The organism is Enterococcus sp. AZ048 (genome assembly GCF_051715125.1).
GTDB classification, from domain to species: Bacteria; Bacillota; Bacilli; order Lactobacillales; family Enterococcaceae; genus Enterococcus_A; species Enterococcus_A gilvus.
Map to the genome: position 1 here is coordinate 1,295,632 of NZ_JBIOTD010000001.1, position 25,542 is coordinate 1,321,173.

The following is a 25,542-nucleotide window of genomic DNA, read 5'->3' on the forward strand; positions in this document are numbered from 1 at the left end:
ACTATCAATTAAATAAAGCCGTGTTCAACTTATTTTTTGATGAAGTGTGTATAAAAATAGAAAAAAGATTGAAGCTTTTCTCAAATTATAGCAGTAAATATTAAAATAGTTCAATCCATTTGCCAAAGTGGTGTATTTTTTCTGAAAAATCAGTAGAATAGATAAGGAGGGATTTTTCGTGAATCAAATTTATTTGGATTTAGTAATGAGTGCGATTTTTGAACAATTTCATTCAGAACAAGATTTTTATCAAGATTACTTAGGAGTCAATGACGTTCAATGGCAACAGTGGAAGGCTGGTCAGAACAATTTATCACCGGAAGCAAATCAAAAAATCAAAAACTTATTCAGTGATTATGAATGGATGTTAAGTCAAAAAGTCATTCGACAAACGTTTTTGTTCCCCGAAAAGCGCCCGACGGCAGTTGCTGAATATCGTGAGATGAAGACGATTATTGCGCAGCAGTGGATTGCCAGCGGATTGGCTCAAGTCGAAATGATCCCATTCAAAAACAAAAATGAAGAAGAGAATCATGATTATATCGATTTACGTATAACGATCGATTATGACAATTGGGGCTATAGTGATATACTGAGTTTTCGTTTGCCGGCACATATTCAAAATCAAATTGCCAGTGCACACAAGAAAACTGCACTGCTTGACTGGGTAAACGAAAAGTTAACGGAAACATACACGTCATTAGACGATTAACGAGAGGATTTTTAAATTGAAAAAAACAGTAGGACTACTTTCAGTCATAATTATGATCGGAATGACCGCGTATTCACTTTTTTATAGTGCACCTGCTGAGACAGATGCTCAAAAAGCGACGGCAACGACCTATTCATTCGAAAAGAAAACGGCTGCTAAGAAGAATGCTGTGCAAAAAGCGCTGCCTGATTCTAATTCAAAAGATTGGAATCTTGTGTTAGTAGGCCCAAAAAATAAAATAGAGAAGGAAGTTCCTGAAAGTCAGTTGGCTACATTATCAGATAACAGTCATCAAGTCGACAGTCGTATCGCGAAAGATTATGAAGCTTTTTCCGAAGCGGCAACAAAAGCAGGATTCCCTTTAGTCATCGTCTCAGCATTTCGTTCTGTGGAGTCTCAAAAAGAGGTTTTTGAGACAAATGTCAATGGATTGGTGAGTGGTAATGGGATGAGCGAAGAAGAAGCAACTGCGAAAACCAAGGAAACCATTACCGAACCTGGCTATAGTGAGCACCATACGGGTCTTGCAGTAGATATCGTCGATCAAAATTGGTATAACTCCTATTCAACTCAAGTATTAGATGCTTCTTACGGGGATCAACCTGGAGCAAAATGGATCGCTGAGAACGCACCAAAATATGGATTTATCATTCGCTATCCAAAAGATCGCCAAGACATCACTGGTATCACGTATGAGCCGTGGCATATTCGATATGTAGGCAAGGAAAATGCGGAATATATCACGGAACATCATTTAACTTTAGAAGAATTTTTGAAACAGTTATCAGCTAAATAAGGAGGCATTATGCCTAAGAAAAATTATAAAAAACGGAAGTCCAATCTATCGATCCCGCTGATTTTTGCGGGAATCTTGATTATTGGGGTAGCTTTCGTTTTTTCTTTACATTCACTATCAGATTTTGGCGTAGAGGATACTCAAAAGGAAGAAAATTTGTCTCGGCAAGAATTTGTTGAAAAGCTGGCACCACATGCGAAGGAATTGCAACAAGGCTATGGTGTCCTGCCAAGTATCATCTTAGGTCAAGCTATTCTAGAATCTAATTGGGGACAATCACAATTGGCAAGTGAATACAAAAATCTATTTGGTATTAAAGCCTCTGGAAATCAACCAAAAATCAGCCTTGAAACAAAGGAATATATGAATGAGCAGTGGATTACTATCCAAGGAGATTTTAAAGTTTATTCTACATGGGAAGAATCCTTAGATGACCATACCATGCTTTTTGTAAATGGGACAAATTGGAATCCTCAACTTTACGCGGGTGTTTTAACAGCGACGGATTATAAACAGGCGGCTCAAGCATTGCAAACTGCTGGGTATGCGACAGATCCCGATTATGCAAATAAAATTATATCCGTGATTGAAACGTATAGCTTGGATAGATACGATCATTCATAGTAAAATTAATTTAAGAAATACGTTAGGGAGATGGTTTAATGTCAGAAAACAATGTGCCTGAAATTATGACAGAATTACGGCAAGATATCGTACGTGTACCCAAAGTAATCAAGAAAGCTTCCGGAATAATCATTTTCGGTAAGAAAATCCGTTCAATTATTTTTACCACGGATATTGCAATCATTCGAAATACAGATGCGGACGCGGTGATTGCCGTCTATCCTTTTACGCCGCATCCGGCTATTACTAAGAGTATTATTGAAGCAGCAGATATTCCTGTCTTCTCTGGTGTAGCAGGAGGATTGACTCATGGCGCCCGATCTGCATATATGGGGATGTTCGCAGAGTCTCAAGGAAGCTTAGGGGTTGTCGTAAATGGTCCAACGCCAGTAGAAACAATTGAAGCAGTGAATGATGTAGTGGATATCCCCGTTATTGCTACGGTAACATCAAAGTACTCTAAGATTGAAGAAAAATTGGCGGCTGGCGTTGATATTATCAATATCAGTGCTGGGAAAGAAACAGTCGAAGCAGTGAGGCATTTTCGTCAAATGTACCCAGATCTTCCAATCATTGCTACTGGAGGTCCTGATGAAGAGACAATCGAAGCAACGATTACAGCTGGAGCGAATGCAATCACCTACACGCCACCATCAAACGGAGTCTTGTTTAGCAAGAAGATGGAGAAATACCGTAAGATGGAATACGACGAAGACCATCAATAAAAAGGAAAAGGATGTCGAAATCATAAACGATTTCGGCATCCTTTTTTTATCTATTAGCTAATGTTTTGAGGGAAACTACGATGCAAAAATAGTTTTAAACGTTGGTAATAATTGATCAAATGATTTAAGTTCTATGTCTTGAATTTGGGTTGTTCCTTTTGGTAATTGTCGATTTCTATGGTTGAGCCAAAGCGATTGCCAGCCAGCACGTTTAGAACCAATCACGTCGTTGTTGAAATTGTCTCCGACATATAAAGAATTTTCAGGATTTAAGGAGAACTGCTTCTTGCCTAAATCGAAAATTTCAACGTCTGGTTTTTCATAGCCGGTCGCTTGAGAGATGATGATGTTTTCCTCATTAACCCAATTCAACAGACCTAATTGTAAAATCTTTTTGTATTGATGATCCGTTGGACCGTTGGTGATGATACTAACGGGTACTTTTTTTCTTTTTAAAAAATCCAGTGTTTTTTCAACTTCTCGATGCATGGTGATAGCATCTAATTCAGCCTCATAAACCTCTTGGAAATGCAGCGCTTCGTCATCAGTAATATGCGGATAATCCAAATCTTTTAATGATTGACTGATACGATGAGAACGCATATACTCCAGTGTCCATTCTTGAGTAATGACTTTGTTAAAGTTTGCATCACTATGCACACGAAAACGGGTATAAAGCGGGAGCATATCTTCTTCAGTAACTAAAGGAAACAATTTTTGGACTGCTTTTCGAAATGGTTCTTGTTGATCGTAAATTGTATCATCGATATCAAATACGACAGTTTCAATCAAATTCGACACGCCTTTCATTTTTCAGCAAATTTTCTGTTAATTACAGTAGCTATTTTAGTATAAAAAATTACACAAAAAAAGTGTAAATCGTTGATTAGAAAAGGTTTTTGATACTAAAAAAGACAAACCGCATATTATCAATTTTCAGTAACTGAGACTCAAAAAAAGATTTCTTTTTAAATTCTAATCTATTATGATTAAGATATAAAAACGGATAGGTGGAAAAGAGATGCGTAGAAAAAAAAGACAGGTTACTGATTTAGAATTAATCAAGAAATTTGTAGAAAAAACACAAGTTGTACGAATTGCATTGAATGGAGAAAAATATCCTTACGTTGTACCAGTAAATTTTGGATATGAATGGAACGAGGAAGAGCTAACGCTTTTTATTCATGGTGCTGCCGAAGGAAAAAAGGTAAACATGATTAAAAATGATCCCCATGTTGCAGTAGAAATGGATGGTCATCATAGACTGATCGAAGGAACTAGTAATGCGGCTACTTATTCTTATGCATATCAGAGTTTTATTGGTTTTGGCCATGCAAGCTTTTTAGAGGATTTGGAAGAGAAAAGACAGGCACTTCATGTTTTAATGGATCATGCAGCAAAAGGGGCCAGTTTTGACGAAATACCAGAAGCTATGTTGAAACGTACGGGCATTATCAAAATAACGCTAGCTTCCTATACAATGAAGGAAAATATCCATCCAGATGAAAAATAATATATAAAAAAAGGCCTCAAACCTCTTAGAGAGATTTGGGGCCTTTTCTATTTATGCAGTTTTTTTAATCGATATTCTTCAAAGTAAGAAGCATTACCTCGGCTTTGGACTCTAGCATAAATACCCATCAGAACAGCACCAATTGTATTCGTTAGTAAATCACCCATGGTATCCATTAATGCAGCACGACCGACTAATAATTTTCCTGCTGAGGTGGCATAACGCTGTAGGTTCATATCCGCCACTGTATCGCATAGAAATTCCCAAAACTCCCAAAAAACGCCGCACACTCCTGCAAAGGCAAAACCAAACAATAGGAAAAGCCACGGGGAGGTTTTGCTGATATTCGCATCCTTCATGAGGTATCCAATCAATCCGTATCCTAAGGCAGTTAATACCATAGGACTCACAGTGTGCAAAATTTTATCCCAAAAAGATACAATTGAAATCATGTGTAATGAAGTACCCAAGAAAACAGAAATCACTAAGAAAAACCAATAAAAATAAATGATTTTTTCTGGTATGAAAAGTTTGAATAACTTAGAAATGAGTTCAGGTAAAAAGATGAGACCAATACCTGCCAAACATTCGATAACAAAAATCACTCCTTGCTTTGTCGAATATTTGCCAATAACAAATTCAAAGATATTATACGCAAGACAGAGAATACCAAAAACTACTAATGCTGTTCTATATTTTTTATAAGTCACGCCAATCACTACCTTCTAAAAACGATTTGATGTTCTCCAGCAGGGCAGGTTCATTGCTGACAATGACACCATTCAATTTAATAAGCCCGACTGTATAAAGGTTCAAATAATGAAATTGATTTTCTGCGGGTGTTTGTAATGCCGCTATTTTCTGCTGGTTGTCGGCGCCTTGTTGACGCGAATCTGTGTATAGCGCGATGATTGGAATTCCTTTAGCATAGGCAACACCGATTTCTGAGGCAACACCAGCATCAATCGTCAGGCCATCTAATAAAGCGACCATCAAATCACTTTTTAAAACTTCCTCAGTATCAGCCAAGGCGATCATCTTACTATCGGCATATGCTGATTTGTCATTGATTCCCGCATTTTCCTGCGGTAAATAGATTGTTAACTCTTTATCAATTTCGCGAATTTTTTTAACTAAATAATCATTGTAGAATAAGTCACTCTGCGCAAATAAAGGAGCAGCAAAATATATATGTTTAGAAGTAGTCACTGAAATAAGCCTCCATATCCGGTATGATTGATTCTAATAATTCAACGGCTTTTTTATCCGCCTCAATTCGCTCGATCCGGGCAAGATAGGTCGCACGTCTGTAATTCATTAATAAACAAGTCAAAGTTTGAATGGTCAAACGAATACGTTTCCCTTTTGGTTGATCTGAGATATCCAAAGCACCCTTGTCGTCCCAACTCAAAGCAAAGATGCTGTTATTCCATTTTGCAACTGGATCAGTCACTTCAAAGTAGAAGGGCTCCACAGATTTTTCAAACGGGTATTCCAATAAAAATTGTTTTACATCAACAATGCGTGCCATAAAAAAAGGGGCAATCGTTTCGGTTATTTCGCTATCATCGAGTAAAAAAGATAAAGGTTCATTTTTGTAAATATCACCTTCTACCCAATAAATCATTGAAAAGTGTGCACTGATGAAATTCCACAATCCGTTTCGTGCTTCTTGATTTAAGTAGAACATTTCTTTGATATGAAAAACTTCATCAGAGATCCAGTAGAAGAGAACACCGGTTGGTTTCTTATGCTCATCATAGTAAACCGCCGCAATCCGTTCTTCTTCATTTTCAAAGCGCCAGTATTCTTCCCAATTTAATTCTTTCCGAATCATAGCCCCGTGATTATTTAAAGCAAACTCATCGTATACCTTATAAACATCTGGATCGTCAACCTCTTTCCGTTCAACAATTCCAGGTAGATCAACTTGTTTGGGTAATTGCGTGTCTTTTATTTTGAAGCTTAATTTATCGGACATAATTTCCCAACCTTTACGTCGATAATAAGGAATATTGTAAGGATATAGATAGGAAATCCACTGTTGGTCCTGACGCATTTGAATCAGCGCTTTTTCGATCAAATCTTTCATAAGCCCGTGGTTCGCATATTCAGGATAAGTCCCAACTCCAGTAATCCCTCCCATGTCAAAAAGCTTTCCGTGAATATTTACTTCACAAGGATAGATCGCGATTTGTGAAATGAGATTTTCGTCATGAAACCAGCCAAAAACTTTTGATTGTTCCAAAACAGGCTTTTTTGCCCGAACCATTTCACGTTTGTTTTCGTACCCGCTATTTTCAATATCACTTTCGGTGACTTGAAAAACATAGCTGAGTAGTTCGTCGTATTGAGCTAAATATTCTTCACCGACTGGCTTCAAGACTAATTGTTGCTTAAAGTCATTTTCCATTCTTTCATCTCCATTTTTAGTTTACAACCTTAGTATAGCAAAAGCAGGTTTATTTTTCTCTTACAGACATTGGAAATAGGGGAAAAGACTTTTTTTCTACCGGAAACGTTGGTATAATTGACAGTGCTGACTAAAAGAAATGAGGAACTTTAATGAATTTAGAAGAAATGAAGAAACGCCAAGAAATGATTCGAAACTTTTCAATCATTGCGCATATTGATCACGGGAAGTCCACTTTGGCGGACCGAATCTTAGAACAAACAAATACTGTAAGTTCCCGAGAAATGCAAGAACAGCTATTAGATTCAATGGATCTTGAACGTGAACGCGGGATTACTATTAAATTGAATGCCGTTGAATTACACTATACCGCAATCGATGGACAAACATATATTTTCCATTTGATTGATACACCAGGGCACGTGGATTTCACCTATGAGGTTTCGCGGAGCTTAGCTGCCTGCGAAGGAGCAGTCTTAGTAGTAGATGCGGCCCAGGGGATCGAGGCTCAGACCTTAGCAAACGTTTATCTGGCACTTGATAACGATTTGGAAATTTTACCAGTGATCAATAAGATCGACTTGCCAGCAGCAGATCCGGAGCGCGTTCGTAAAGAAATCGAAGACGTAATCGGAATTGATGCAGAGGATGCGGTTCTTGCCAGTGCTAAGACCGGTATTGGTATTGGGGATATTTTGGAACAAATCGTAACGAATGTACCTGCACCAAGCGGTGACTTGGAGGCGCCATTAAAGGCACTGATTTTTGATTCGGTTTACGACAGCTATCGTGGTGTCGTCTTGAATGTTCGAATCACAGACGGCGTTGTGCGTCCTGGAGATAAAATTCAGTTAATGAGCAATGGAAAAACCTTTGATGTTACTGAAGTGGGTGTATTTTCACCGAAAGCCGTTCAACGTGATTACTTAATGGTGGGAGATGTGGGCTATATTACAGCTAGCATCAAGTCTGTCCAAGATACACGTGTTGGGGATACGGTAACACTTGCTAACAATCCAGCAGGAGAAGCATTATCAGGTTATCGAAAAATGAATCCAATGGTGTTCTGCGGGTTGTACCCAATTGATACATCAAGATACAACGATTTACGAGAAGCATTGGAAAAATTACAATTGAACGATGCGGCACTTCAATTTGAACCAGAAACTTCCCAAGCATTAGGATTTGGTTTCCGTTGCGGATTTTTAGGGTTGCTGCATATGGATGTCGTACAAGAACGCCTAGAGCGTGAATTTAATTTAGAATTGATCACTACAGCGCCGTCAGTTATTTACCATGTGAATTTGACTGACGACACACAATTAATTGTAGACAATCCATCAGATTTTCCTGATCCATCAAAAATTCAGAACGTCGAAGAGCCTTTTGTTAAAGCAAATATTATGGTGCCAAATGAATACGTGGGTGCTGTAATGGAGCTTTCTCAACGGAAACGCGGTGAATTTATCACAATGGATTATTTAGATGATTATCGCGTAAATGTTGTTTACCATATTCCGTTATCTGAGATTGTTTTTGACTTTTTCGATAAGTTAAAGTCAAGCACCAAAGGGTACGCTTCTTTGGATTACGAGATGGCTGATTACCGTGAAAGTCGTTTAGTTAAGATGGATATTCTGTTAAATGCTGAAAAAGTCGATGCGTTAAGCTTTATCGTTCACCGTGAATTTGCTCAGGAACGTGGACGGGCAATTGTTGACAAGCTAAAAACATTGATTCCGCGCCAGCAGTTTGAAGTACCTATTCAAGCCACTATTGGAACAAAAATCGTTGCACGTACGGATATCAAAGCATTACGCAAGAATGTGTTAGCAAAATGTTATGGCGGCGATGTTTCACGAAAACGTAAACTGCTTGAAAAACAAAAAGAAGGGAAAAAGCGGATGAAACAAATTGGCTCCGTAGAAGTACCTCAAGAAGCGTTCATGGCTGTTCTGAAAATGGACGAGGATGAACCTAAGAAAAAATAAAGAGCAATTCTTTCATATTGCGAATAGTTCATAAGGCGTTGGATAAGAAAGTCCTTCGCCTTATTTTTTTAAAATGCAATAGAGAACATTGATAACCCATGTTCTTTAAGATTCAATATGTAAGAGCTAAAGTTTTTCAATACTTATCATTGAAAATAGAAAAGTTTAGTATAATTAACAGCAGTTGCAAGAAGGAGTCTCACTATGGAACAAATGAAACACTTATTAGCAGAAAAATTTGGTTTTACGCAATTTCGAAACGGACAGGAGGACATTATCCAACGAGTTCTACAAAAGAAAAATGTCTTAGGGATCATGCCAACTGGCGGAGGAAAGTCTATTTGTTATCAATTGCCCGCGCTAGTTTTAGAAGGTTTAACCTTAGTTATTTCTCCGTTAATTTCCTTGATGAAAGATCAAGTTGACAGTTTGAATGAATTAGGAATTCCGGCAGCATTTATCAATAGTACGTTGTCTAATGTAGAGATGAATGATCGTGTACGACGAGCTGCGCGTGGGGAAATAAAATTATTGTATGTCGCACCAGAGCGGTTAGAGTCCTCAGATTTTCGTGAGTTATTGAGATACGTACCGATTGAGCTTTTAGCCGTTGACGAAGCACACTGTATTTCCCAGTGGGGACACGATTTTCGCCCTAGCTATTTGAAACTGGCAGAAACGATTCAAAATTTTAATCAACAGCCGACGGTTATAGCTTTAACAGCCACTGCGACCCCTCAAGTAGCTGAGGATATTTCTAACTTATTACATATTTCAAAGGAAAATGAAGTCAAAACGGGTTTTGCTCGCGAAAATTTAGCTTTTCAAGTTGTAAAGGATCAAAAGGATCTTTATTTGTTGGAATATCTGAAACTAAACCATGGACAATCTGGAATCATCTATGCTTCTACGCGTAAGGAAGTTGAACGATTGTATCATCTATTGAAGCATCATCAATTCTCAGTTGGTATGTATCATGGCGGATTAAAAGACACGGAACGGCTACAAAACCAAGAAGACTTTCTATTTGATCGGACTGAAGTAATGGTTGCTACGAACGCCTTCGGTATGGGAATCAACAAAAGCAATGTCCGCTTTGTGATACATGCACAGATTCCTGGTAATTTAGAATCTTATTACCAAGAGGCAGGACGTGCTGGAAGAGATGGATTACCAAGTGAGGCTGTTTTGTTTTACTCGCCCAAAGATATTCAAATTCAAAAATTCTTTGTGGAGCAGTCTCAATCTGAATTAGCCTATCAGCAAAATGAATATACAAAGTTAAGGGAAATGAACCAATATGCCCATACACAAATGTGTTTGCAGCGTTACATTCTGAATTATTTTGGTGAAGATCAGGCGGATTGCGGGAAATGCAGCAATTGTTTAGATGACCGGGAACAGGTGAATATTACGACTGACACACAAAAGGTACTGTCTTGTGTAAAACGTATGGGCGAAAAATTTGGAAAGGCATTAGTAGCAAAAGTATTAGCCGGATCAAATGATCAAAAGATAAAGCAATGGAATTTTGAAACATTACCAACCTATGGATTGATGAAAGACTACTCTCAGAAGGAAATTGCTAATTTGATCGACTACCTGATAGCTGAACATTATTTAATTCCCTCTGAAGGGCAATACCCTTTATTGTCTGTATCTGAGCAAGGCATCTTAGTTTTAATGGGCAAACAAGAAGTCTATCGGAAGCAAGCGCCGGTGAAACAGTTAGTAGCAGATGATGAACTATTTGAAAAAATGAGAAGCTTACGCTCTCAGATTGCACAAGAAAAGAATTTGCCGCCTTACGTCATTTTTTCAGATAAGACGTTGACAGAATTAGCTGAGAAACTGCCTCAAACATCTATAGAATTTTTACAAATAAAAGGTGTGGGAAAAAGTAAGCTTGATAATTATGGGGAACAGTTCTTAACTCTATTAAAAAAAGAAAACTAAAATGATTTCCAATTATTAATTTTTAAATTTGAAATAATGAGAAATAGAGCAGAGAAATAGTGATCAAAAATTAATTCCTTGATCACTATTTTTTTTATCCTAAAAAGCAACGATTGCAGGCTCGCAGACTTATTTTTTTACTTATCAACTGATAAATAATAGAATTATAGTATGAGGAGAGTGACTATGAAGAAGGTAATAGTAATAGGTGCAGGAGTCGCAGGGCTTACTGCAGCAGTAAGATTACAAAAACTAGGTTATGCTGTTCAACTCTATGAAAAGGCTAGTCAAGTAGGCGGCAAAATGAACCAGATCAAAAAAGAAGGCTTTACTTTTGATGTAGGACCGACGATTGTCATGATGCCGGATATTTATAAAGAAGTCTTTGAGTTTTGTGGGAAGAATCCCGATGATTATATTCCGATGGAGAAGATTGATCCGATGTTGAAATTGTATTTTTCTGACGATGATCCCTTGATCTTTTCATCCGATTTGGTCGAACTAACGAAAACATTAGAAGGAATATCTGAGGAAGATGCTCAAGGCTATTTCGCATTCTTAGCAGATATTTATAAGCGTTACTTAGTTGCAAAAGAAGCATTCATTATGCGCTCATTTCGATCTTTTTGGGATTTTTACAATCCAAAATCATTGTTGAATGGACTAAAGTTGAAGACTTTTGGTGATGCGTACAGCTCCATCTCAAAATTTGTTAAAGATGATCGCCTTCGTAAATCATTGGCGTTTCAAACACTTTACATTGGCATTTCTCCTTATCAGGGCCCGTCATTGTATACGATCATTCCCATGATCGAGCTGCTTTATGGCATTCATTTTATGAAAGGTGGAATGTATACCTTAGCACAAGGTCTAGAGCGATTATTTATCGAATTAGGCGGGGAAGTTTTCTGTAATACGGAGGTGCAGGAAATACTGATTGAGAATAAGGAAGCCGTAGGAATAAAAGTTGACGGAAAGAATGTTTTGGCTGATGCAGTGGTGTGCGGAGCGGACTTTCCTTATGCTATGAAGCATTTAGTGCCAAACGAAAAAGATCGTGGGAAATATACGGATAAGAAAATTGATAAAATGGACTATTCATGTTCTTGTTTTTTGCTCTATCTAGGTTTAGACAAAAAATATGAAGTAGAGGCGTTGCATTCAATTCACTTCGCAAAGGATTTTGAAAAGAATATTACAGATATTTTCGATCAAGGTGTACTTCCAGATGACCCCTCGTATTATTTATACGTGCCATCATTCTTAGATCCTGACATGGCAAAAGAGGGGCACGAAGCATTATATGCGTTAGTGCCTGTACCAGAATTATCAAAATTCTCTGATTGGAATGAAGAGACCATTCAAAAATACCGCGACCATGTGCTGCAGAAAATCAAGCAAGAAACAGTATTCACTGATATTGAAGAGCATATCGTTTTTGAAGAACACTACACACCAAGAGATTTTAGTGAAAACTTCAATGCTTATCGAGGAGCAACTTTCGGGTTAAAACCGACGTTGAAGCAAAGTAATTATTATCGACCACATAATAAATTTGATTATGCTGACAATCTCTATTTCTGCGGGAGCAGCACGCATCCAGGAGCGGGAGTTCCAATTGTCATGCAAAGTGCTAAGTTGGCTGTAGAGGAGCTGATTCGCGATGACCAATAAGCTTTCTAACGATTTTGTTCATTATCAAGACGATTTTGATTACTGTAAAAAGATCATCAAACATCATTCAAAAAGCTTCTATGCGGCCTTTTCTCAATTACCGGAACAAAAAGCGATGAGTGTCTATGCGATCTATGCTTTTTGCCGAAGGGCGGATGATATCATTGATGTGGAAAAAAAACCTGAGAAATTAGAGGTAATGCGTGACCAATTGGATGAGTTTCAAAAGGGAAATTGTCCAGAAGAGCCGATGTGGCGAACATTAGCAGTGGTTTTTGATCATTATCCTTTAGACATCAAGTTCTTCTATGATATGTTGGAGGGGCAACGTCGAGATGCTCATTTTGAACAACCTCAGACGCAAAAAGAATTAGAGGAATATAGTTATTATGTTGCAGGATCTGTTGGATTAATGTTGTTGCCCATTCTCTCGGCAAATTGGCAAAGTATTATAGAGGAAGCCAAGGATTTAGGTCGGGCAATGCAGATTACGAACATCTTGCGTGACATCGGCGAAGACTTGAATGAAGGTAGAATCTACCTTCCAAAAGAACTGATGGATCAATATGGTGTGACGGAAAAAGCGATTAGAACACATCATATGAGTCAAGCATTTATTGACTTATGGGAGTTTGAAGCGCATCGTGCAGAGGAAAGTTACAAAAAGGGATTGGAAATGATCGCTGAAATTGATGAAGAATGCAGGATTCCTCTACTGACAGCAATTTATCTTTATAGAGAGATTTTGTCTGTGATACGTGAAGGAAACTATGATGTATTTGGAAAGAGACATGTAGTCAATAAAACTAGAAAACTAGTACTATTTAAAGCAGCCAATCACGACTCAAAAAGAATAGCGCTTAAAAAAAGGTAATGTTCAAACAACACTGAATAAAAGATAGTCAAGTATGCGGAGTAAGTACTCTCTGCGTACTTTTTTTGTGATCAAAAAATCTGTGAGATTTCAAAAAAGGGTACCGCTTATATCGTGACTGAAATAAGGCTGAGAAGTATTTTTTTGGAATCACTAAAACAAAATTGATTGTAAAGCAGTAAGGATGTATTGGATAAAATCAATTAAAAAATAAATAACGATTTGCCAATAATGCGTTGTTTTAGTATGGATTCTTACATCCAATTAGTTGAATTTAAATAACATGAATGGAAATAAAAATAATTTAACCATGTATTATCTTCAATCTAAAAGGAAAAGTATTTTTAGTTTGTAAAAAAGTGATGAGCAAGATTAGCAAAAAAGGATTCTTCCTCTGGTAAGGTGATGACGTATTTAAACGAAAGGAAGGTTTTAGTATGAATTTAGAAAATGAAGTGGTCGTCATTACTGGAGCAGGTGGTGGTATTGGAATAAATGCCGCAAAAAAAGTTTCTTCTTTAGGCGCTAAAGTAGTCTTGGCTGATATCGATGAGGAGCACTTACGTAGCTTAGCTGGAGAATTGAGAGCGGAAGGAGGTGCTGTGGAATACTTTAAAGTCGATGTGACGAAAAGTGAAGATATGAAGAAATTAGTCGCTTTTACGAAGGAAAAGTATGGAAAAATTGATGTTTTCTTTAATAGTGCGGGTGTGCTAAATATAGGGTTGAATCGAGAAATGCCTAGCAAAGAATACACGCAAGTGATCGAAGTAAATGTTTTAGGTGTTTTGAATGGTTTATCAGCGGTTTTGCCTGAATTTAGAAAAGTCGATAAAGGTCATGTTGTCACCATGGTTTCAATTGGCGCACATGTAGTTGGACCAGCAATGAGCACATACGCAGCATCAAAAACAGCAGTATTAAAAATTATGGAAGGGGCTCGACAAGAAGAAGCAGATACCAAAATACGATTTACATCAATTTCTCCTGGAAACGTGGCTACTGACATGGGAAGAAAATTGGATCAAACAACGGATGAGTATCAAATTCTAACACCTGAAGCCATCACAGATGCCTTGCTTTATGCCTTGCAGCAACCAGAGCAAGTAGCTATTAATGAAATTATTTTGAGACCTACAAAAATGATGGTCTAACTATTGTTAGCAATGTAAGGAGTACAAAAAGGAGAGAAATTATTTTCTCTCCTTTTAGTTACTTTTTCAATTGTTGCGGTCGGCTATTCTATTTTTTTATACTCATTTAGACGAGTAGATCGAGGATTAAGACAATTGATTGAGTGTCTCAATTTGTTTCAAAAATCCGAGGAATGATGGCATCAATTTTTAGTACTTCACCCTCAGTGAGAGTCTTTCCATCCTTTCGCCAAATACGAATATGTCTTTGTTCCTTTTCAAGCGCATAATTTTCAGAAGTATACTTTGCGCGAGAATTATTTAACAAGGTTGTAATAAAAAGAGCTCGCAGCTGACTTAAAGAAAGTCCATTTTCGCCTTGCATTAAAAAAGGTGATTCATAGTGGTAAACTCGATAATCATTAGAAATTGTTCCTCTCATAATTTCCTCCTCCAAATACCTTCTTCCTCTATTTTAGCAATAAAAGAACTGTTAAAAATAGTCTTTTATTAATAACTTACGAATTCGTTCACAATTATACTATGATCGTTTAAAAAATAGTGACGCTTAAGATGATTCGCCGTAGGTGCTTAAAAAAAAGGATAAAAGATAAATAAGGTTTTTGATTGAAAAATAAACACAAAAATGTTAGCGTTTACATTGAGGGGCAAATTTTAAAAGGGGGGAATTAAATGATATATCGAGCAATAGCAGCTGGCGCTGAAGTAGAAAATATTGTTTCAACCAATTCCTCGAAAAGCTTTAGTGTAGATCGCCAATTTGAAAATGGGTTTACGTTGACTAATAAGGAGCAGTTGCTCTATGTGGGGAATGATAAAAAAGGGGTGCTTCCTTTCGGGATTCATCTGAATCATTCAGATTACCAGGCAATTTGTGCGAAAAAAATACGAAATTGTCAGTTTGAAAGGCAGAAGGATCAATTATATTTAATTGATTCATTCTTTGAAGTTATGATTTCAGAAAAAATTTTTTATCATGGAACACCAAAACCAATGACTGTAAATTCAGTACAATTAAAGCAAAAAATTTTCCAATTAGAGCGAGAGGAGCTACTTCTTGGCTCTGAATTCAAAGGTGAAAGAGAAGGAACGGTTCCGGCTTTTCAAAAATTGCTTTCTTTAAGTCCAACAAACCGTGCAAAAGGGATTTTATATTATTTAGGGAGAGGAGAAGGCATTTTTCCTTCTGGCGATTGTTTCTTAATTGGCTTAATGGCGGTTGATCAAGTAGTATCAATTTTTACAAACGACTTCTATCTATTACTAAGAAGTTTTCTTGTTCAAAAAAAATGGACGACAGCGCTATCGAATACCTATCTAAATTATGCATGCAAAAGAACATTTGGCAGTTTCGTCAATTCGGCAATCGATGGATTGGTCGGTAACGATGGCAATTGGAAAGTAAAAATTGAAGAATTAAAAAATCTAGGCGAGTCCTCTGCTAGCGATATATTAGCTGGTATGGTTGCTGGAGCAAATGTGTATTTGAGCAAAGAGAGAAAGGATTTTTTTATTTAACTTTACAAATGAAAAGCCAAATCGATTTTTACTTTACAAATGGAAAGTTTTTTATCTATTTACTTTTCAAAGACCTGATCGCTTCTTAATGGCGACCAGGTCTTTTAGTGTCTTTAATTGCATGTATATGAATCAGTTTATCGATTCATTTTACTTGCTAAGTCAAAATAGAACATAAAAAAAGAATCCATTTCGGCACTTTGTTTAACAGTCGCTTAGTATGTCAACTCGAACATTAGATTATCCGACTAAGGACCTATTTCGAAAAAGTAGAAAAAAATTTATAATATAGGTAACAAGTTACGTATATTGAATGACTGGAGAAAATAAAGTGGATATCGAACAGTTAATTGAAGACTTTCAAACAAGTAGAGATAAACAGCAGCGCGCTATTTTCGCTAGTCTATACATTTTAGGAAATCGGCTTCAAACCTCTTTCGATAAAATTGATCCGTCTGTGACAATGAAGCAGTTTATGGTTTTAGTTATGATAAGGCAATCGTCTGAAAGAGCTATTGATTTAACAAGTTGCGGAAAATTGCTAGGCTGTTCAAGGCAAAATATCAAAAAATTAGCGATTGCATTAGAAGCAAAGGAATTGATCGCAATGAATCGAAGTGAAAAGGATAAGCGAAAGACGATTCTCGTCTTAACAAAGAAAGGGGAACACTATTTTCATTCGGTTGAAACATTGCACAGCCATGCTTTGGCAACCATTTTCAATGGGTATTCTGATAAGGAGTTATCGAACTTTTTTGATATTTTTATGAAATTGTACCAAGGTGTCGAGAAATTGGAAATCACTGAATAAGAAGGAGAAGATGAATAAAATGGAAAAGCTTGTTATTTATGCCACGAAAAGAGGAAGTTCTAAAAAATATGCGGAGGTATTTGCACAAAAGCATGGCTATCCGATTTATGAACAAGGGAGGGTGCCTTCAGAAGACTTCGCGGGTTCAAAAAAATTATACTATTTTGGCAGTGTATACGCTGGTAGAGTTTTTCAGTTAAACAAGTTGAAAGAAAAATGCAGAGAAGGAATAGAAATCACAGTAGTACCAGTCGGTTTATCTTCAAAAAATGACCAAGAAAAAATGGTTGAAATTCGTAAAGGAATTATTGAAACTTTTCCGGAGGCAGAGATTTTCTATATGAGAGGACGATTGTCATATAAAGAATTGAGTTTTCCCGAAAAAATACTGATAAAGATGATCAATAAAGAGAGCAAGAAAAAGGAATTGCAGAATAAATTGGATATTGAAAAAGCAATTGGACAAGTTGTAGCGGAAGACGATGTAGACTTTATCAATTTAAACGAATTAGAAGTTATTGAGTAGGACTATCAATAACCCGTTTATGGTCGAATAGTGCCTTTCATAAGTCCAAATAAAAGGACTTGCGTATATAATTTATTTATTTGATAATATTTTGATTGCAATTTGGAATGATTTGTATTAGACTAATTCCAATCTATACGTATGCATTGAAGAGAAGAGTAATTAATCACGAAACGATTAAAGAGACCCTCGGCTGGTGAAAAGAGGGATCGTGGAAAGTTAATGAAGATGAGCTCTGAGCATTCAGTTTGTTCACGCAAATTGAACGGAAAGCGACCGTTACTTCGCCGGGTATGTAAGTACCGTTGAGGTATTATCTGAAAGGGTAATACGAATAAGGGTGGTAACGCGAAAATATTCGTCCCTTTATTTATCAGTAGACTGGTAGGTAAAGGGACGGATATTTTTTTATTTGTCAAAATTTAATAGGAGTGTGTCAGTATGAAAAAAATTGGTTTCGTTGCATTGGTATTTAGTTGTTTCATTTTTTTAGCAGCTTGTAGTTCGGGTTCCGCAGAAAAAGCAGATAAAATAAAAATTGGGGCCTCCCCTACGCCTCATGCAGAAATTTTAGAACATATCAAACCCGAATTGAAAAAGAAGGGGATTGAACTAGAAATTGTAAAATTTGATGACTATGTTTTGCCGAATAAAGCGTTAGAAAATGGGGATATAGATGCAAATTATTTTTCAACAGTCCCTTATTTTAATTTACAAAAAAAAGAAAACGACTATCGTTTTTCAAATATAGGAGCAATCCATTTAGAACCAATGGGGATCTATTCACACAAAATAAAGAAAATTAGCGAAATACCTTCTGGTGCAAAAGTAATCGTCTCAAACGTTCCCTCGGAATGGGGACGTGTGCTGAATATTTTTGTTGAGAATAAATTATTAAAAATCAAGCCAGGAGTAGCCATCGATAAAGCTACTTTTGAAGACATAATAGAAAATCCAAAAAACTTAGTCTTTGATCACAGTGTCGATCCAACCTTATTAACCTCGGCTTTTGAAAACAATGAAGGAGATCTTGTCGCGATCAATTCTAATTTTGCTTATGAAAAAGGATTGAATCCAGTAAAAGATTCTTTAATGATCGAGCAAAAGAACTCGCCATATGTAAACATCGTAGCGACAAAAACGAGCAACAAAGAGAATAAAGACTTGAAAAAAGTAGTGGATGTCCTACATGAGCCGCAAGTGCAAAAGTGGATCGAGAAAAAATGGGGCGGATCGATTGTACCCGTCAGTGAATAAATGAAAGAAGAGGTGAATAAGATGGAGAGAGCAGTATTTGCAGGTGGTTGTTTCTGGTGTATGATTCAACCTTTCGATAGCCTTGCGGGCATTCAATCGGTAATCTCAGGTTATACAGGGGGAGCAAAGGAAAACCCAACGTATTTAGAAGTTAAAAGTGGCGAGACAGGTCATACGGAGGCCGTGGAAATTATATATGACCCTTTAGTTATTTCATACGATGAGCTTCTAGAAATCTATTGGCAACAGACAGACCCAACGGACGCATTTGGTCAATTTGAAGATCGAGGGAGCAGCTACAGACCGGTTATTTTTTACTTTGACGAGAAGCAAAAAGAACATGCTGAAAAAAGTAAGGAAACACTGCAAAATAGCGGAAGATTTGATGAGCCGATTGTAACTAAAATCGAGAAAGCAACGGTATTCTATCCAGCAGAGGAAGAGCATCAAGACTATTATCAAAGGAATCCTGAAAACTATCAAAAAAATGCAGCCCGCAGAAAAAAATTTATCTCTGAGTTTTGGTAGAAGCGACGAGGTTCCATGAAACACGCTAACTAGGGACAACTCAAAAGAAGAACCTTTCTTTTGAGTTGTCCCTGATTAATTTTCTCCTTAAGCAGAAAAATGTGACATATGTCCTAATTGTTTTTCTTTTGAGTGATTACAATAAGCATATAGGAGGTGCTTATTATGATAATCCTAGTCTTACTTTTGATTTTTATAGTTGTCGCTTTATATTTAAGAAAGCAAAATAAGAACAAATCAGAATTTATTTATTGGGAAAAAATCGATGAGTTGGAAAAGCAGAGAAAAGAAATGATTTTACAACGCGCGCGAGAAAGACAAAATTTCTAAAAAAAGTCAGCCGATTTGCTTTAAAAGCAAGAAACCGGCTGATATTTTTTTTACAGCGTTTCATTTTCAAAATAAGAAACTTCTGACGAGTACTGGATCAATTTTTCTTTATCAAGTAGTAAGAATGCTCGTTTTTCCTTTTTTAAAATGTTACTCTCACACAATTTTTTTAGTAAACGTAATAGGTGGCGATAGCTGATGCCAATTGTTGCCGCAACATCAGAAAGATTGTCATAAAAATAATTTTTGTAGGCGCCTTTTAATATATAAGTACAGAGTCTTTGTTCTCCAGAGTAAAGTGCATTTGAAGAATAGTCATGTGAGGAGCTCACTAGATTGTTTGATAACCCCTTCGCCAGCTCGGTCATAAAAGTCAAATTTTTGAACATCGTATCATCGTCATCTTGAAAAGGAACGACGAGACATTCGAAAGCTGAGAGTGCAACGACAGAGGCTGTAGCATAGTTTGTCTTGGACATTAATTCGACATCTCCGATGATACCGCTTGATAGATAGTATGCTAAAACAAGACTTTTTCCTGAAGGAGAAGTTGTACAAACTTTCGCCTTTCCAGAGACAACCAGCAGGATATATTTATATTCAAATCCTTGAGAAAAAACGATATCTCCAGACTCGTAGTGACGTATTTCACATAACGCGTGATGATCGAATAATCCATATTTTTTTAACAATTTAAAATGGTGTTCCTGTAATGGATAAGTCATATGATTTCCTCGTTTCTCCTAATGACTATAGGAAGCATTGGTTATTAGTCATTTTACTATTTTCGGGTTTAAGTTGTCGCGATAAACGCCTAAACAAGTTCGGTAAATGCAAACTAAGTAAGAAAGTCCATCGTTCGACCCTCCAAATGATATTTGTGCTTTTTTAGAAATTACTATAAATAGTTTGGATTTTTGAAAAATTCATTTGTGCAATATGTTACAATTGAAGTTGTAATACAAACGCTTTCAATAACTAGGAGGTAAAGTGAATGACAAAAACAGTAATAGTTGGTACAAACCATGCGGGGATTGCCGCAGCGAACACGTTATTAGACACATTCGATGATCAGGAAGTAGTAATGATCGATCGGAACAATAATTTGAGTTATTTGGGTTGTGGAACGGCGTTATGGGTGGGACGTCAAATAGACTCTTATGAAGGCTTATTTTATACAAAAAAAGAAGACTTTGAGAGCAAAGGCGCTAAGATCTCCATGGAAACAACCGTTGATCACATTGATTATGGGAAAAAAGAAGTTCATTGTCTGCTTAATAATGGCGAATCATTCATTGAAAGCTACGACAAGCTAATTTTAGCGACAGGGTCAGTGCCAATATCACCGAATGTTCCTGGTCGAGATTTAGAAAATATTCATTTTTTGAAACGTTTTCAAGATGGTCAAGCGGTTGATGAAATTTTAAATTCAGATAGTATCGAGAATGTTGCGGTAATCGGTGCTGGCTATATTGGTGTAGAAATTGCTGAGGCAGCAAAACGACGCGGAAAAAATGTTTTATTATTTGATGCAATGGAACGTTCACTGCCAAGCTATTATGATAAATGGTTTACTGATGACATGGACGCTACTTTAAGCGAGCATGGAATTGAACTGCATTTCGGGGAGCTTGCGAAAGAGTATAAAGGCAATGGAAAGGTGGAATCCATTGTCACTGACAAAGGGGAGTATCCTATTGACCTAGTCATTAATGCAATCGGATTTTTGCCAAACAATGAATTGGGAAAAAGCCATCTGGACTTGTATAAAAATGGTGCCTATTTAGTTGATCGCTATCAACAAACGAGCGATCCAAATGTATATGCAGTCGGAGATTGCGCAACGATTTATTCAAATGCACTTCAAGATACAACCTACATTGCTTTAGCAACCAATGCAGTACGATCAGGTATTGTAGCAGGTTACAACATAGGTGGGGTTTCCTTAGAATCTACTGGGGTACAAGGATCTAATGGTATTTCTATTTTTGGGCTGCATATGGTATCTACAGGATTATCCGTTGAAGCAGCAGCTAAAAATGGTATTGACGTAAAATACACAGATTTTGAAGATTTACAGCGTCCTGGTTTTATGAAAAAGAATGCCAAAGTTAAAATCCGTATTGTGTATGAAGAAAGTTCTCGTCGAGTAGTCGGCGCGCAATTATCTTCAACAGAAGATATTTCGGGTGTGATTCACATGTTCTCATTAGCGATTGAAGAACAAGTGACGATTGATAAATTGAAGCTATTAGATATCTTCTTCTTGCCTCATTTTAACCAACCGTATAACTATATTACTATGGCGGCCCTAGGTGCAGAATAAGTAAACAAGTACAAAAAATTCCCTCAACGTTTGATAATTTTCTGACGTTGAGGGAATTTTTTTTAATAAAGAAAAATTTATTTGGTTCTTTTTAAAATGTCTAAAATTTTCTGATAGTTTTGATTTTGAAAAATTTGATAGTTGAGCTTTTCATACAGCCTTACCGCATGATGGCTCCAGGTTTGTGTACTTAAATAAAGATCCTGGTTCGGGTAGTATTCATGAAGAAGTTCAGTAACACGAATGACTAAAGCCTTGGCCAGGCCTTTTTTTTGTTCCTCAGGAATCACACCTAACCAATGCAGTCTCGGGGAACGATCTTCTGTCCACCAAGCCGTGAAGGTTGCGACCTTTTTTCCTTCAGGGTTCTCAATAAAAAGCATCCGACGGCGTAGTTCTTTTTCGTAAGGCATAAAAGAATGCTGGAAGTACTCGGCGGCTTCCTTCTCTGAATCAAATTCTAAGACAGCTGTTTCAATACGACACCAATCTCTTTCATCGCCAGGTTGATAAAAAGTGAAGCGATAGCCATCAGGTAAAGTAATTTTAGGTAAGGGCGGTGCATCTGAGGGACGGAACATCGTAAAAGGAATGAATGGTACAGATTTATCCAACATAAGAAGACCTCCATTTTTTTCTCAATAAAATCGTATCATGTAGGGCATGCAAAAGCTAGTTCGTTTTTTACTTATATAGGAAAGGATGTTACTAATCATTGATCATAAAACTTCTAATATAAAAAAATTGGAGCCTTTGTTTTCAATGGCTATTATATAATGAATAGAGAAATTGGATTACAGAAATATTCCAGTTTGTCAAGATTTTTTTAGTAGTGAATACCGATTCGCTGCAAGATAGTATCTATTAACAATTTAGGAAGGTCGTGTTTTTATGGCAAAGAGGGTGTTCTTCAGCTTTTCTTACGAAGAAGATTGGTCTCGAGCATTCGTTGTTAAGAATAATTGGACGCTTAAAGAAAATGACGAGTCTGGGTTTATTAACAAAGCAGAATTTGAACGAATGAAACGGGATGGCAGTGCAAATATTGAACGATGGATTGACAAACAATTGGTGGGAACCTCTGTAACAGTGGTTTTGATTGGAAGCGAAACATTGGATTCAACGTATGTTCAATATGGAATAAAGAAAAGTTACGAGCGTGGCAATACAATCATAGCGCTCAAAATTGGAAAAGTTAAAAATTTGAATCAGCAAACATCAATCAGTCAATCAGTGGTAAAGATAGTAGGTAAGAATGAGGAAGGAAAATTATTATGGTTTGATGAGATCTTGGATGAGGAATATGATTATATCAAAAACGATGGGTATACGAACTTAGAAAAATGGATAGAGAACGTTGATAAAGTAAAAGAGGGGTAATAAAGAAACGGCATCGGACTATTCATATAATCGATGACAATAAAAGGGGATAAAGAGAGCGATGGTCTTTAAAAAAAGAAAAAGGGCGAGTGACTGGACAAAACGTTCAACACTCGCTTTTTTTAAATTCAAATTTATTGTAATTTTATAAAAATATCTCCATGATTTAATCACTAATTAACTATTTTATCGAAAAGACTTTACATAGAATTAATTCAAAATAATAATCATTCTTTCACAAAAAGAATTTTTGTTTTTTTTAGGCTAAATACTCTTGCTAAACGGATAACGTTTCGATATACTCGGTAAGGAAAAGACCCCGATTTTAAAATGGGAGGCAGGAGGTGTCCTTATGCTTAAAAATTATCAACGGTGACTATGAAATCAGTCATTACTTAGAGTTTCTAAGCAAGTAGGACAACTGATTTTCCTCCGATGGGTCAAAGTTTTAATCGAATTAAGTGACGATTAAGCACGTGGATTGAGACAGTGCAGGAGGGAACATACTTGATTTAGTATGTTTTTTTGTCGTGTGCAAAATGAGCATTTCCTACTTGTGAAAACGGTTTAAGTGAAAAAACAAACTTTTAGAGGAGCAATTAAAATGAAAAAAATGATTACAGTAATTGGCTGTTTGTTGTTAACAGCATTAGTTGTCTATTCAAAAACAGAAGTGGTTCATGCTGCGGATAAGTCGAACAAAGTTCAGCGGTTGGTCAAAAGCAAAGATATCAAAGAGGATGATTTCTTTGTCGATGCAAAATGGGCTAAAAAACAAATGAAAAATAACGAAGATACAGTGATTATCGAGGCTTCTTATGGTGAAGGTAAAGACTATAAAAAGGCTCATATTCCAGGCGCCCTCCATATCGACACAATGGAAATTGAAAGTGAAGAAACCAATTGGAATATTTTCGATGCTGAAACATGTAAAGAAGTATTTTTAAAACGCGGCGTGACAAAAACAACGCCAATAATTGTCTATTCTAGTGATATCAATGCAGCAGCACGTGTAGCCTTCGTTGCCTATTGGTTGGGTGTAGACCAAGTGAAGATTTTAGATGGCGGATTAAAGGCATGGGAAAAAGCGGACTATAAAGTAGAAAAAGGGGAAGAAGAAGGAAAAGCAGCAAAAGATTTCGGTGCGAACGTTCCAGGACGCCCTGAGTACTTAATTTCTACTTCTGCTGATTTAGTTGCTTCAAAAGAAAAGAATCCTGAGTTAGTTTTAGCAAGTATTCGTAGTTGGAAAGAGTTCACAGGCAAAACTAGCGGATATGACTATATTGAAAATGCGGGTGAACCTGAAGGCGCTGTATACGCAAAATCAAGTAAAACGAGTGCTGATGTTGCTCAATTAATGAATAACGATGGAACTGTCAAAGAACCAACAAAAATTTTTGCTGCATGGAAAAAATGGGGAATCACGCCTGATAAAGAAGTTGCTTTCTATTGTGGGACTGGTTGGCGTGCAGCAACGGCATTCTTTATTACAAAACAAGAAGGCTGGAAGGATGTACGATTATTTGACGGCGGATGGTTTGATTGGGATAAAGCACATCAAAAAGATCCAAGTAAATATCCGGTTCAAATCGGCGACCCAAGAGACAAAGATAAAGTGAAAATCTTGAAATAATGAAACTTTTTAGAATTTTTGTGCATATAATACAAAGTGGTCTGATTTATGTCATCTATCTGATGAATGATCTGTATAAAAATCATTTAGGGTTTATGCGGAATGTGTCATTTTATTCTCATAAGGTCAATGATAGTGCTGTCGGCAGTAAGTTATTTTTACTGCCGGTAGTTTTAGTCGTAATTGCACTCTTACTAACCTTAAAAAAAAGAACGATAGAGTCATTTTTACTGGTGATGATTAGCGGACTTTTCTTAGTTTGGCAGCTATTTTTAACGCTAGAAGCATCGCCAATCTACTATTTAATAAGTGCTGTTTTATGTTTAGGAGTCTTATTACAACTAGCGGTAGTGTTATTAATGAGGAGCTCGTCTAATGGATTACTCAAGTAAAACAATTGAAATGGCTCAGTTAATCGCGGAAACTTGCACAAGTTGCAAACGTTGCATGAAAGACTGTCTTTTTTTGCAGCAATACTGTGAGAATCCTCAGGAATTGTTTCAACGCTTTTTAGAAAAAGATTTGGCGCCAATCGTTCCTTTTTCATGTATGTTATGTGGTCGATGTACGGTAGTTTGTCCATTACAGTTAAAACTAGATGAAGCTTTTTTAGCTATCCGTCAAGATTTAGTTAGAGAAAAAAATCCTCTAAGACAGCTAAAAAGTGTAGAGATGCATCAAAGACTTTCTACGAGTAAATTCTTTAGTGCTGTGAATCGAGGAAGCTTTTCAGATTCTGAGCATTAATTTACTCAAGAATATAATGTGTCTTACCAAATGAGGAGCATAAAAAGGAGA

At 36.7% G+C, this 25,542-nt stretch carries 27 protein-coding genes and 1 other annotated feature; of the genes, 20 read left to right on the forward strand and 7 right to left on the reverse strand.

Annotated features, from left to right (window positions below):
• The first annotated feature begins 178 nt into the window (after nucleotides 1-178).
• The 4 genes from IGI66_RS06365 to IGI66_RS06380 are packed head-to-tail and all read left to right on the forward strand — an operon-like array spanning nucleotide 179 to nucleotide 2,857.
• On the forward strand, nucleotides 179-712 hold the full coding sequence (locus tag IGI66_RS06365) for a hypothetical protein (protein ID WP_010780906.1): 534 nt from the start codon (nucleotides 179-181) through the stop codon (nucleotides 710-712).
• Between the two features lie 16 nt (nucleotides 713-728).
• Nucleotides 729-1,508, forward strand: coding sequence for a M15 family metallopeptidase (locus tag IGI66_RS06370; RefSeq protein ID WP_438848106.1), 780 nt, complete (start codon nucleotides 729-731; stop codon nucleotides 1,506-1,508).
• A 9-nt stretch (nucleotides 1,509-1,517) separates the two neighbouring features.
• On the forward strand, nucleotides 1,518-2,132 hold the full coding sequence (locus IGI66_RS06375) for a glycoside hydrolase family 73 protein (protein ID WP_438848108.1): 615 nt from the start codon (nucleotides 1,518-1,520) through the stop codon (nucleotides 2,130-2,132).
• 38 nt (nucleotides 2,133-2,170) lie between these two features.
• Nucleotides 2,171-2,857 carry a hypothetical protein gene (locus IGI66_RS06380; RefSeq protein WP_010780903.1) on the forward strand — a complete coding sequence of 229 codons (687 nt, stop codon included), beginning with the start codon at nucleotides 2,171-2,173 and terminating at the stop codon, nucleotides 2,855-2,857.
• A gap of 75 nt (nucleotides 2,858-2,932) precedes the next feature.
• On the opposite strand, the gene IGI66_RS06385 is transcribed toward IGI66_RS06380, so the two are convergent.
• On the reverse strand, nucleotides 2,933-3,667 hold the full coding sequence (locus IGI66_RS06385) for an HAD family hydrolase (RefSeq protein WP_010780902.1): 735 nt from the start codon (nucleotides 3,665-3,667) through the stop codon (nucleotides 2,933-2,935).
• Between the two features lie 211 nt (nucleotides 3,668-3,878).
• Here IGI66_RS06385 and IGI66_RS06390 point away from each other — a divergent pair, with 211 nt between their 5' ends.
• Entirely contained in the window at nucleotides 3,879-4,370 is a 492-nt protein-coding gene (locus IGI66_RS06390; RefSeq protein ID WP_316406169.1) for a pyridoxamine 5'-phosphate oxidase family protein, read from the forward strand.
• Between the two features lie 47 nt (nucleotides 4,371-4,417).
• Here the strand turns inward: IGI66_RS06390 and IGI66_RS06395 are convergent, their stop codons facing one another.
• The 3 genes from IGI66_RS06395 to IGI66_RS06405 are packed head-to-tail and all read right to left on the reverse strand — an operon-like array spanning nucleotide 4,418 to nucleotide 6,783.
• On the reverse strand, nucleotides 4,418-5,080 hold the full coding sequence (locus IGI66_RS06395; protein ID WP_010780900.1) for a hypothetical protein: 663 nt from the start codon (nucleotides 5,078-5,080) through the stop codon (nucleotides 4,418-4,420).
• Nucleotides 5,070-5,579, reverse strand: a complete 510-nt coding sequence (locus IGI66_RS06400) for a nucleoside 2-deoxyribosyltransferase (protein WP_010780899.1) — start codon at nucleotides 5,577-5,579, stop codon at nucleotides 5,070-5,072. The genes IGI66_RS06395 and IGI66_RS06400 overlap by 11 nt, the downstream gene beginning before the upstream one ends.
• The gene (locus IGI66_RS06405) at nucleotides 5,566-6,783 is read right to left on the reverse strand and encodes a GNAT family N-acetyltransferase (RefSeq protein ID WP_010780898.1); all 1,218 of its coding nucleotides are present in this window, start codon (nucleotides 6,781-6,783) and stop codon (nucleotides 5,566-5,568) included. Before IGI66_RS06405 ends, IGI66_RS06400 begins: the two co-directional genes overlap by 14 nt.
• Before the next feature lie 152 nt (nucleotides 6,784-6,935).
• Between IGI66_RS06405 and lepA the strand changes: the two genes are divergently transcribed.
• The 5 genes from lepA to IGI66_RS06430 all read left to right on the forward strand — a co-directional run bounded on the left by lepA (nucleotide 6,936) and on the right by IGI66_RS06430 (nucleotide 14,432).
• Nucleotides 6,936-8,774, forward strand: coding sequence for a translation elongation factor 4 (gene lepA / locus IGI66_RS06410; RefSeq protein ID WP_010780897.1), 1,839 nt, complete (start codon nucleotides 6,936-6,938; stop codon nucleotides 8,772-8,774).
• A 204-nt stretch (nucleotides 8,775-8,978) separates the two neighbouring features.
• A complete protein-coding gene (gene recQ / locus IGI66_RS06415) occupies nucleotides 8,979-10,730 on the forward strand; it encodes a DNA helicase RecQ (RefSeq protein ID WP_438848113.1) in 1,752 nt (583 codons plus the stop codon).
• Between the two features lie 186 nt (nucleotides 10,731-10,916).
• A complete protein-coding gene (locus IGI66_RS06420) occupies nucleotides 10,917-12,404 on the forward strand; it encodes a phytoene desaturase family protein (RefSeq protein WP_316406214.1) in 1,488 nt (495 codons plus the stop codon).
• Nucleotides 12,394-13,278, forward strand: coding sequence for a phytoene/squalene synthase family protein (locus IGI66_RS06425; protein ID WP_438848115.1), 885 nt, complete (start codon nucleotides 12,394-12,396; stop codon nucleotides 13,276-13,278). The genes IGI66_RS06420 and IGI66_RS06425 overlap by 11 nt, the downstream gene beginning before the upstream one ends.
• 437 nt (nucleotides 13,279-13,715) lie before the next feature.
• Nucleotides 13,716-14,432, forward strand: a complete 717-nt coding sequence (locus tag IGI66_RS06430) for an SDR family oxidoreductase (RefSeq protein WP_114524350.1) — start codon at nucleotides 13,716-13,718, stop codon at nucleotides 14,430-14,432.
• A 148-nt stretch (nucleotides 14,433-14,580) separates the two neighbouring features.
• Here the strand turns inward: IGI66_RS06430 and IGI66_RS06435 are convergent, their stop codons facing one another.
• Complete coding sequence (locus IGI66_RS06435; RefSeq protein ID WP_438848118.1) at nucleotides 14,581-14,853, reverse strand: hypothetical protein; 273 nt, start codon at nucleotides 14,851-14,853, stop codon at nucleotides 14,581-14,583.
• Nucleotides 14,854-15,104: 251 nt separating this feature from the next.
• Between IGI66_RS06435 and IGI66_RS06440 the strand changes: the two genes are divergently transcribed.
• From IGI66_RS06440 to IGI66_RS06465, 6 genes are all read left to right on the forward strand, one after another.
• The gene (locus IGI66_RS06440; RefSeq protein ID WP_288227240.1) at nucleotides 15,105-15,950 is read left to right on the forward strand and encodes an oxamate carbamoyltransferase subunit AllH family protein; all 846 of its coding nucleotides are present in this window, start codon (nucleotides 15,105-15,107) and stop codon (nucleotides 15,948-15,950) included.
• A gap of 331 nt (nucleotides 15,951-16,281) precedes the next feature.
• Entirely contained in the window at nucleotides 16,282-16,761 is a 480-nt protein-coding gene (locus tag IGI66_RS06445) for a MarR family winged helix-turn-helix transcriptional regulator (RefSeq protein WP_114524352.1), read from the forward strand.
• 10 nt (nucleotides 16,762-16,771) lie between these two features.
• Nucleotides 16,772-17,287 carry a flavodoxin domain-containing protein gene (locus IGI66_RS06450; protein ID WP_438848120.1) on the forward strand — a complete coding sequence of 172 codons (516 nt, stop codon included), beginning with the start codon at nucleotides 16,772-16,774 and terminating at the stop codon, nucleotides 17,285-17,287.
• A 137-nt stretch (nucleotides 17,288-17,424) separates the two neighbouring features.
• Nucleotides 17,425-17,656 (forward strand) — a binding site (T-box leader).
• A gap of 72 nt (nucleotides 17,657-17,728) precedes the next feature.
• Nucleotides 17,729-18,544, forward strand: coding sequence for a MetQ/NlpA family ABC transporter substrate-binding protein (locus IGI66_RS06455; RefSeq protein ID WP_438848122.1), 816 nt, complete (start codon nucleotides 17,729-17,731; stop codon nucleotides 18,542-18,544).
• 21 nt (nucleotides 18,545-18,565) lie between these two features.
• Complete coding sequence (gene msrA / locus IGI66_RS06460) at nucleotides 18,566-19,072, forward strand: peptide-methionine (S)-S-oxide reductase MsrA (protein WP_301521394.1); 507 nt, start codon at nucleotides 18,566-18,568, stop codon at nucleotides 19,070-19,072.
• A gap of 165 nt (nucleotides 19,073-19,237) precedes the next feature.
• Complete coding sequence (locus IGI66_RS06465; protein ID WP_010780886.1) at nucleotides 19,238-19,402, forward strand: hypothetical protein; 165 nt, start codon at nucleotides 19,238-19,240, stop codon at nucleotides 19,400-19,402.
• A gap of 50 nt (nucleotides 19,403-19,452) precedes the next feature.
• Here the strand turns inward: IGI66_RS06465 and IGI66_RS06470 are convergent, their stop codons facing one another.
• Entirely contained in the window at nucleotides 19,453-20,127 is a 675-nt protein-coding gene (locus tag IGI66_RS06470) for a Crp/Fnr family transcriptional regulator (RefSeq protein WP_438848125.1), read from the reverse strand.
• A gap of 269 nt (nucleotides 20,128-20,396) precedes the next feature.
• On the opposite strand from IGI66_RS06470, the gene nox reads away from it, so the two are divergent.
• Complete coding sequence (nox, locus tag IGI66_RS06475) at nucleotides 20,397-21,728, forward strand: H2O-forming NADH oxidase (RefSeq protein ID WP_438848127.1); 1,332 nt, start codon at nucleotides 20,397-20,399, stop codon at nucleotides 21,726-21,728.
• 77 nt (nucleotides 21,729-21,805) lie between these two features.
• On the opposite strand, the gene IGI66_RS06480 is transcribed toward nox, so the two are convergent.
• The gene (locus IGI66_RS06480; RefSeq protein WP_288227232.1) at nucleotides 21,806-22,345 is read right to left on the reverse strand and encodes a GNAT family N-acetyltransferase; all 540 of its coding nucleotides are present in this window, start codon (nucleotides 22,343-22,345) and stop codon (nucleotides 21,806-21,808) included.
• Nucleotides 22,346-22,619: 274 nt separating this feature from the next.
• On the opposite strand from IGI66_RS06480, the gene IGI66_RS06485 reads away from it, so the two are divergent.
• The 3 genes from IGI66_RS06485 (at nucleotide 22,620) to IGI66_RS06495 (ending at nucleotide 25,491) form a co-directional block, all read left to right on the forward strand.
• Entirely contained in the window at nucleotides 22,620-23,108 is a 489-nt protein-coding gene (locus tag IGI66_RS06485) for a TIR domain-containing protein (protein WP_010780882.1), read from the forward strand.
• 604 nt (nucleotides 23,109-23,712) lie between these two features.
• Entirely contained in the window at nucleotides 23,713-24,744 is a 1,032-nt protein-coding gene (locus IGI66_RS06490) for a sulfurtransferase (protein WP_010780881.1), read from the forward strand.
• 375 nt (nucleotides 24,745-25,119) lie between these two features.
• Nucleotides 25,120-25,491, forward strand: coding sequence for a 4Fe-4S dicluster domain-containing protein (locus IGI66_RS06495; RefSeq protein WP_438848130.1), 372 nt, complete (start codon nucleotides 25,120-25,122; stop codon nucleotides 25,489-25,491).
• Nucleotides 25,492-25,542 lie beyond the last annotated feature (51 nt).

Excerpts from the sequence above, each read along its gene's own strand:
- recQ (WP_438848113.1), top strand. The coding sequence starts at position 8,979 with ATGGAACAAATGAAACACTTATTAGCAGAAAAATTTGGTTTTACGCAA.
- IGI66_RS06375 (WP_438848108.1), top strand. The coding sequence starts at position 1,518 with ATGCCTAAGAAAAATTATAAAAAACGGAAGTCCAATCTATCGATCCCG.
- IGI66_RS06440 (WP_288227240.1), top strand. The coding sequence starts at position 15,105 with ATGATATATCGAGCAATAGCAGCTGGCGCTGAAGTAGAAAATATTGTT.
- IGI66_RS06470 (WP_438848125.1), bottom strand. The coding sequence starts at position 20,127 with ATGACTTATCCATTACAGGAACACCATTTTAAATTGTTAAAAAAATAT.
- IGI66_RS06385 (WP_010780902.1), bottom strand. The coding sequence starts at position 3,667 with ATGAAAGGCGTGTCGAATTTGATTGAAACTGTCGTATTTGATATCGAT.
- IGI66_RS06430 (WP_114524350.1), top strand. The coding sequence starts at position 13,716 with ATGAATTTAGAAAATGAAGTGGTCGTCATTACTGGAGCAGGTGGTGGT.
- IGI66_RS06380 (WP_010780903.1), top strand. The coding sequence starts at position 2,171 with ATGTCAGAAAACAATGTGCCTGAAATTATGACAGAATTACGGCAAGAT.
- IGI66_RS06490 (WP_010780881.1), top strand. The coding sequence starts at position 23,713 with ATGAAAAAAATGATTACAGTAATTGGCTGTTTGTTGTTAACAGCATTA.
- IGI66_RS06435 (WP_438848118.1), bottom strand. The coding sequence starts at position 14,853 with ATGAGAGGAACAATTTCTAATGATTATCGAGTTTACCACTATGAATCA.
- IGI66_RS06455 (WP_438848122.1), top strand. The coding sequence starts at position 17,729 with ATGAAAAAAATTGGTTTCGTTGCATTGGTATTTAGTTGTTTCATTTTT.
- lepA (WP_010780897.1), top strand. The coding sequence starts at position 6,936 with ATGAATTTAGAAGAAATGAAGAAACGCCAAGAAATGATTCGAAACTTT.
- IGI66_RS06450 (WP_438848120.1), top strand. The coding sequence starts at position 16,772 with ATGAATAAAATGGAAAAGCTTGTTATTTATGCCACGAAAAGAGGAAGT.
- IGI66_RS06485 (WP_010780882.1), top strand. The coding sequence starts at position 22,620 with ATGGCAAAGAGGGTGTTCTTCAGCTTTTCTTACGAAGAAGATTGGTCT.
- IGI66_RS06495 (WP_438848130.1), top strand. The coding sequence starts at position 25,120 with ATGGATTACTCAAGTAAAACAATTGAAATGGCTCAGTTAATCGCGGAA.
- IGI66_RS06465 (WP_010780886.1), top strand. The coding sequence starts at position 19,238 with ATGATAATCCTAGTCTTACTTTTGATTTTTATAGTTGTCGCTTTATAT.
- IGI66_RS06390 (WP_316406169.1), top strand. The coding sequence starts at position 3,879 with ATGCGTAGAAAAAAAAGACAGGTTACTGATTTAGAATTAATCAAGAAA.
- nox (WP_438848127.1), top strand. The coding sequence starts at position 20,397 with ATGACAAAAACAGTAATAGTTGGTACAAACCATGCGGGGATTGCCGCA.
- IGI66_RS06425 (WP_438848115.1), top strand. The coding sequence starts at position 12,394 with ATGACCAATAAGCTTTCTAACGATTTTGTTCATTATCAAGACGATTTT.
- msrA (WP_301521394.1), top strand. The coding sequence starts at position 18,566 with ATGGAGAGAGCAGTATTTGCAGGTGGTTGTTTCTGGTGTATGATTCAA.
- IGI66_RS06480 (WP_288227232.1), bottom strand. The coding sequence starts at position 22,345 with ATGTTGGATAAATCTGTACCATTCATTCCTTTTACGATGTTCCGTCCC.
- IGI66_RS06405 (WP_010780898.1), bottom strand. The coding sequence starts at position 6,783 with ATGGAAAATGACTTTAAGCAACAATTAGTCTTGAAGCCAGTCGGTGAA.
- IGI66_RS06420 (WP_316406214.1), top strand. The coding sequence starts at position 10,917 with ATGAAGAAGGTAATAGTAATAGGTGCAGGAGTCGCAGGGCTTACTGCA.